Annotated in this window: 1 protein-coding gene; it reads left to right on the plus strand. The window is 58.0% G+C overall.

Translation table 11 applies throughout. The features are described 5' to 3' along the window. A partial coding sequence (locus tag QP381_RS09435) for a hypothetical protein (RefSeq protein WP_285068783.1) occupies window positions 1-238 on the plus strand: 238 nt, incomplete at both ends.

Here is a 238-nt window from a genome sequence, read left to right on the forward strand (position 1 = left end):
GGTCACTGGCCTGTCGGCAGCGCTGCCCACGCTGATTCCGCTCGCAGTGCAGGCAGTGTTGACTCTAGTGCTGGGCTTGGTCCAGCAGATCCCGTTGCTCATCCAGTCTGGGCTCACGCTTCTGAAAGGCCTCGTTGATGGCGTGCTCAGTGCGCTCCCTATGCTCATTGAGATGCTCCCGCAGATCATTAACACGCTGATTACTGGCATTGTGGAAGCGCTCCCGATGATCATTCAG

The organism is Pauljensenia sp. UMB6358 (assembly GCF_030216865.1).
Lineage (GTDB): Bacteria > Actinomycetota > Actinomycetes > Actinomycetales > Actinomycetaceae > Pauljensenia > Pauljensenia turicensis_A.